This is a genomic window from Moorena sp. SIO4E2 (assembly GCF_010671945.1).
Taxonomy (GTDB): Bacteria; Cyanobacteriota; Cyanobacteriia; order Cyanobacteriales; family Coleofasciculaceae; genus Moorena; species Moorena producens.
The window spans coordinates 11,278-16,683 of record NZ_JAAHIE010000059.1 but is presented as its reverse complement, the minus strand read 5'-3'; the positions used below and the strand labels follow the sequence as shown (position 1 = coordinate 16,683).

3 protein-coding genes and 1 pseudogene are annotated in these 5,406 nt (G+C 40.2%); 3 read left to right on the top strand and 1 reads right to left on the bottom strand.

Annotated elements, in window-relative coordinates; translation table 11 throughout:
- A pseudogene (locus F6K37_RS09550) lies at positions 1 to 1,089 on the top strand (4-amino-4-deoxy-L-arabinose transferase); the annotation flags it as partial.
- 28 nt (positions 1,090 to 1,117) lie between these two features.
- On the opposite strand, the gene F6K37_RS09545 reads toward F6K37_RS09550, so the two are convergent.
- Positions 1,118 to 1,408 carry a hypothetical protein gene (locus F6K37_RS09545; protein ID WP_287249755.1) on the bottom strand — a complete coding sequence of 97 codons (291 nt, stop codon included), beginning with the start codon at positions 1,406 to 1,408 and terminating at the stop codon, positions 1,118 to 1,120.
- A gap of 1,083 nt (positions 1,409 to 2,491) precedes the next feature.
- Here F6K37_RS09545 and F6K37_RS09540 point away from each other — a divergent pair.
- Together F6K37_RS09540 and F6K37_RS09535 are read left to right on the top strand one after the other, a co-directional pair.
- Positions 2,492 to 3,544, top strand: coding sequence for a ParA family protein (locus F6K37_RS09540; protein WP_008183267.1), 1,053 nt, complete (start codon positions 2,492 to 2,494; stop codon positions 3,542 to 3,544).
- An 803-nt stretch (positions 3,545 to 4,347) separates the two neighbouring features.
- Positions 4,348 to 5,406, top strand: a 1,059-nt coding sequence (locus tag F6K37_RS09535) for an RNA-guided endonuclease InsQ/TnpB family protein (protein ID WP_502887734.1), incomplete at its 3' end; no start/stop codon positions are given.

Sequence of the window (5,406 nt, the reverse complement as noted above, 5' to 3'; positions counted from 1 at the left end):
AAATATCATGGCTTTGTTTTGGGCTTAGGATTAGTTGGTTTTTGCTTAACGAGTCCACGTCATCGTTGTGCATTATTGTCACCTTGGGCATGGCTAGGTTTAATGTTATTTATCATAACTATTTTTCCAATTTGGTACTGGAATATACAGCATGATTGGATATCCTTTACTTTCCATTTATCCACCCGTTTTAAACCAGAGCCAGAGGTACCTCAGCAGGGCTACAATTGGCTAAATGTATTAGTGATAGTTTTATCTGGAATAGCTTATCTTTTCCCTACGATGGCATTGCCCATGTGGTGGGTGAGTTTGCGATCGCTACTTACTCAATTTACCGGGTATAGCAAGACATCAAAATTGGAGTCAAGATTGATCCTATGGGTATCCCTACCCCTAGTTGTAGGCTTTACCCTCTTAGCAGGATATCACCAAATTTTGCCCACTTGGCCAATGCCAGGATTTTGGGGGATAACCTTACTACTAGGGCAACAGGCGCAACAGTGGCAAATGCGATCGCCTTTAGGCGGGCACTTCCTGTCATCGCGCGGTTGGGTTAACCGATGGCTAAAGGGTTCAGCCATAGCAATAGCTAGCCTATTATTGTTTGTGCTACTGCATATCACGACAGGAACACTGCAAAAATCCGGTCACTATGCTTTACTAGGGGGTTTTGTCTCTCCCAAGGATGACCCCTCTACAGAACTGATTGATATTCAGCAACTGCGACAAGGATTTGCTCAGTCTCCTGTGCTGAGTGAGGCATTAGAAACCTCTAGCTTTGTCTTTACTAATGGGTTTTATATCAGTGGGATCGTAGCGATGGCGATTACTCCCCTGACCTCTACACCAATTACCTGTTTGGGAGAGGATATGCGTGGTTTTATGGTCTGGTTCCAGCCTGAGCAATGGTTGGGTAAAGATGGATTATACCTTACTCTGGAGCGATTTCAAGAGTTGACAGATAGCTATCGAGCTTATTTTCAGGATATGCAGGAAATAGGGACAGTGCCGATTCGAAGGGCTGGAGCAGTAACAGAGGTTTTTCATGTGTATTGGGCGACTAAGATGGTGAAGCCTTATCCTAGCTGAGCGCTCGAATCGGTCATAGATCTGGGATTCAAGCTTTTCTCAGTCGCTCTGCACGGATACAGCCTCCCTCCCAATCCCACTTCGGGTCAGATTCACTTGGCTTATATTGTGCCCAAGCATTGCCACTCTCGTCCTGATACAAGGCTGTAATCTCCGCAGTAGCTCTACTTCCCCAAGGCGCTTTTACTATAATCTGGTCTTGGCACTCGAAAACTTCACCGTCAGAATTAGTGACGCTCTTGAGTGCGATTTGGGGTTTGCGCTCAATCGGGGGTATTTTTTTGATGACTAATTTTTTTGGCGGCTCAGATGTAGTCAAGTTTCTTGAACAATTGTAGTATCGATTACTTTCTTTTATTTTAGACGCTAGATACTAGCAAGTCGCAAGGGGGTTAGTTGGTAAGTAATCAGGGGTATTGACATTTTCTTGGGAATATGCATACTTCCAAGCAAATGCCATTATCATCTATCTTGTTAGGATACACTGATCCGATAGGGGAGTGTTCCTTGGTTACTCATTACCATAATTGCACCGGGCGATGGCACGAAGTGCCCGCCTAATGGTACTTAGACATTTTCTAGGCTCAAAAGGGACTGAAAAGGACTTCAGGTAACGAAAAGAGGTCGATTAGCTAAAAAGAGCTGGAACCACAAGTATAGCTGGATTGATACTCAGTTGCGCTAAAACTCTTTCCATGTATAGGTTTGAAAGCATTTTTGACTCTGTTTTTGTCTAAGTCCCGATAAGCACAATAAGACTGGGTTTATTGAGAAGTACCCCCAGTTTATTGACAAGATGCGCTTACCCTAAGCTGGTGAGTGTCATCAAAGTAAAAAGCTTGGGTTATCATTACTCTAGAGGTTACAGTTATAGTGAAAGGAAACCTGACTTTCCTTTAAGCGTTACCTTATGAAAATTAATGACAATAGTCAATCAATAATACTGAATTGTAAAGAGATACCGCACTTATTTACTCAGATATCCTTGACAGCACAAGATAATACATTGTTAGGTGTATATCTGTAGGCTACCTGCCCCATAGGCAAAACGTCCCAGTTAAGATAGGATGATATGATAGGAAACAAAATCACATTACAAACAACTACCACGAAAGGAAAGCAGGATATCATGGCAAAGGATATAAATTACAAAACCCTTATCCAGTAAGGGTTTTACCAATTGATTGAAAACAGGCTCGATCCCTGAAATACTCACCACGCCAGCATGTACAAAAATAAGATGCGTTTGCCCTGAGCAGGATATAAAACAAGTTGATACCAAGCCAAAACTTAAGGGTTTCGGTAGTGGTGAAAATGTAGCAAAATCACTACATCTTTACAACTACCAAGAAATCAAAAAATATTAATTTACTTTTTCCTTTAATCAAAGGATAATAATTTTATGAAAAATACAAGCTATGTAATATGGAACAATAAGGGTGGAGTTGGTAAAAGTACTATAACATTTCATATATCTTCAGTCTATGCTGAAAAAAATCCAGATAGAAATGTCGTTGTAATTGATATGTGTCCTCAAGCCAACTCATCAATGATGCTAATGGGTGGAGGAGAGAAAGCAGAAGAATCATTACAAGAATTAATCACAAAAGATACTCCCAAAACAATTGTAGGATATCTAACAGACTGTGTTTTGAAATTAAATACTGACGATCTTAGTAAATATATACTACAATTAAATAAAAAAAACGATCAGCTTACAGATAATATATATTTAATGTCTGGGGATGGAAACTTAGAATTAATAGCGCCGCTTCTTTCAGAGAGAGCTGATGCAACTCCAATATCTGGCTCTGATAATCCTTGGCGTTCGATTCATACTATTATAGAAAAACTAACTAAAATTCAGATTAATGATAAACCAACAACATACTTTATTGATACCAATCCGAGTTTTTCAATTTACACTCAAATTGCAATACTAGGGGGTGAAAAATTAATAGTTCCGATTAATGCAGATGATTCTTCTATATATGCTATATCCGGTCTTTTTAACCTTATATGGGGAACAGAAAAAGAACATCCTGTCTATGGAAAATATACATTTGCATCAAAAGTAAAATCGAATTCCTTGGAAAGGCCAAAGATAGCTCTTTTACTAGGGAATCGATTTACTCAAAAAATAGGAGCAGCCCACGCCTTTAAAGCTTTGTCTAATAAAGCTATTCAAAAAATGTTTGAAGAATATACTAAAAATCCTAATAGATTTTCGGATAGTTCAAATAGTAATATAAACCGACAAGAATTTGAAAAAAAATACAGTATAGAACTCAGAGATTTTAATAGCGCTGGTGTTGTAGCGGCAAATCAAGGTTTACCCCTAAGTAAAATGGTTGAAAAAGCGAATTACCAAGTTTATGACAAGAAAATTCAAGTATCTAAAGATCAACGAGAGAAATGTAGTAAAGTCATCTTAGATTTAGTAAGTAGATTGTAATATTAATTTATTTATTAATGATAAAACTGAAAGGGTATGTTTTAATTTACGGTTCAGTTAAAGGAATGGTGTAAGCAAACAATTTAGCCTCAGATCTTGCTCAAACAACTGAAAAATAAAATTGGATAGGGCTGTTGTAAAAAATCGTGCAATAAGAAATCAAAAGCTCACGCTGCTCAAACGTATCTAGATGAGTAAATTTCACGACAAGCATAATAGAGATAACCTCAACTTCTGTTCAGAAAACCACCATTCAGCACTCCCTGTAGAACCCCTACCAACTTCGGTAGTAGGACTTAGCATTTTCTAGCCTCAAAAGGTGCTGAAAAGGAGTTCAGGTAAGGAAAAGAGGTCGATTAACTAAAAAGAGCTGGAACCACAAGTATAGCTTGATTGATGCTCATTTGAGCTAAAACTCTTTCCCTGTATAGGTTTTAAGTCATTTTTGACTCTGTTTTTGTCTAAGCCCGCCTAAGGGCGAACGCAAAGCGAAATTGTAAACAGCATCGCTGCCAACTTAAACGGGTAAGGGGTCTCCCGTTATAATCTCCGATTTAACGGGTTAGAAGTTACCGTAAGACAGACTCGCCTTATTTCATATAACTTAAACTTATGACTCACAGACTGTCGCTTATAAAGGCGAGCCTGTCTAAGGTTTCGTCTCCGGGGAATTGCCCGAGAGCGTCTTGAAGTTCTCAACAGATTGGCCAGAGGCCACGCTTCGCGAACGTAAGTGGTACAATAGCATAGTGATATTAACGTACTGCTACAAAATCAAACCAAGTCCCGAACAGATAGCCATCATGGAAAGGTGGCTTGAACTGTTACGCCGTCATTGGAATTATGCTTTAGGACAACGGCTTGATTGGCTCAATCGGACTCGTTCCCCGATTGATAGATGTAGCTTAATCAGTGAGCCGATCGGTGAGATCCCAGAACCGGTTAACTATTACACTCAACAAGCGGCTCTCAAGGAAACTAAGCGACTGTTTCCTGAGTACAAGCAAATCTATGCAGAAACTCAGCAAGTCAACTTGCAACGACTCAATAAAGCGTGGGATAGATGGAGGAAGCCTGACGCTAATGGTAAACGTGGTGGTAGACCTCGATTCAAGAAAGCGGGAGAACTTCGATCATTCGTTTTTCCTAGGATAAATAGTTCAAAGGCGGGAGCACACCTGGCTGATGGGATCTTAAAACTAAGCCGAATTGGGTCAATACCTGTCGTAATGCATCGGTCATTACCCATTGGCTTTACCCTTAAGCAATGCACTATTGTCAAGAAGGCCGATGGCTGGTATTGCTGTATCTCAATGAAAGATGATACAGTTCCCGAACTTTTGCCTATTGGCTCTGTCAAGTCTGCCGTCGGAATTGATGTTGGGCTAGAAAAGTTTTTGACTACTTCCGATGGCGAGGCGGTACCTATCCCGCAGTTTTACAGAAAAGCTCAGGATAAGCTGGCTCAAGCTCAAAAAGCAATGTCGCGCCGTGTATTGGGCTCTAATAACTGGAAAAAAGCCAAGCACAAAGTAGCCTTAATGCACCTTTATCTGACTCGTTGTCGGAAAGAGTTTCATTATCAGGTTGCTCATTGGTTGTGCGGTAAGTACGACCTAATTTCTCACGAAAATTTAAACATCAAAGGGCTGGCTCGAACTAGGTTAGCAAAGTCAATACATGATGCAGCTTGGGGAGCTTTTTTGGAGATATTACAAGCAGTGGCGGTCAAACGCGGTTTGTTAGTCCAGGAAGTCAACCCACGAGGTACAAGCATTGAGTGTTTTAATTGCGGTTCCAGGGTCGAGAAAAGTTTAAGCGATCGCGTTCATTGTTGTTCGAGCTGTAATATCAAAATCGAT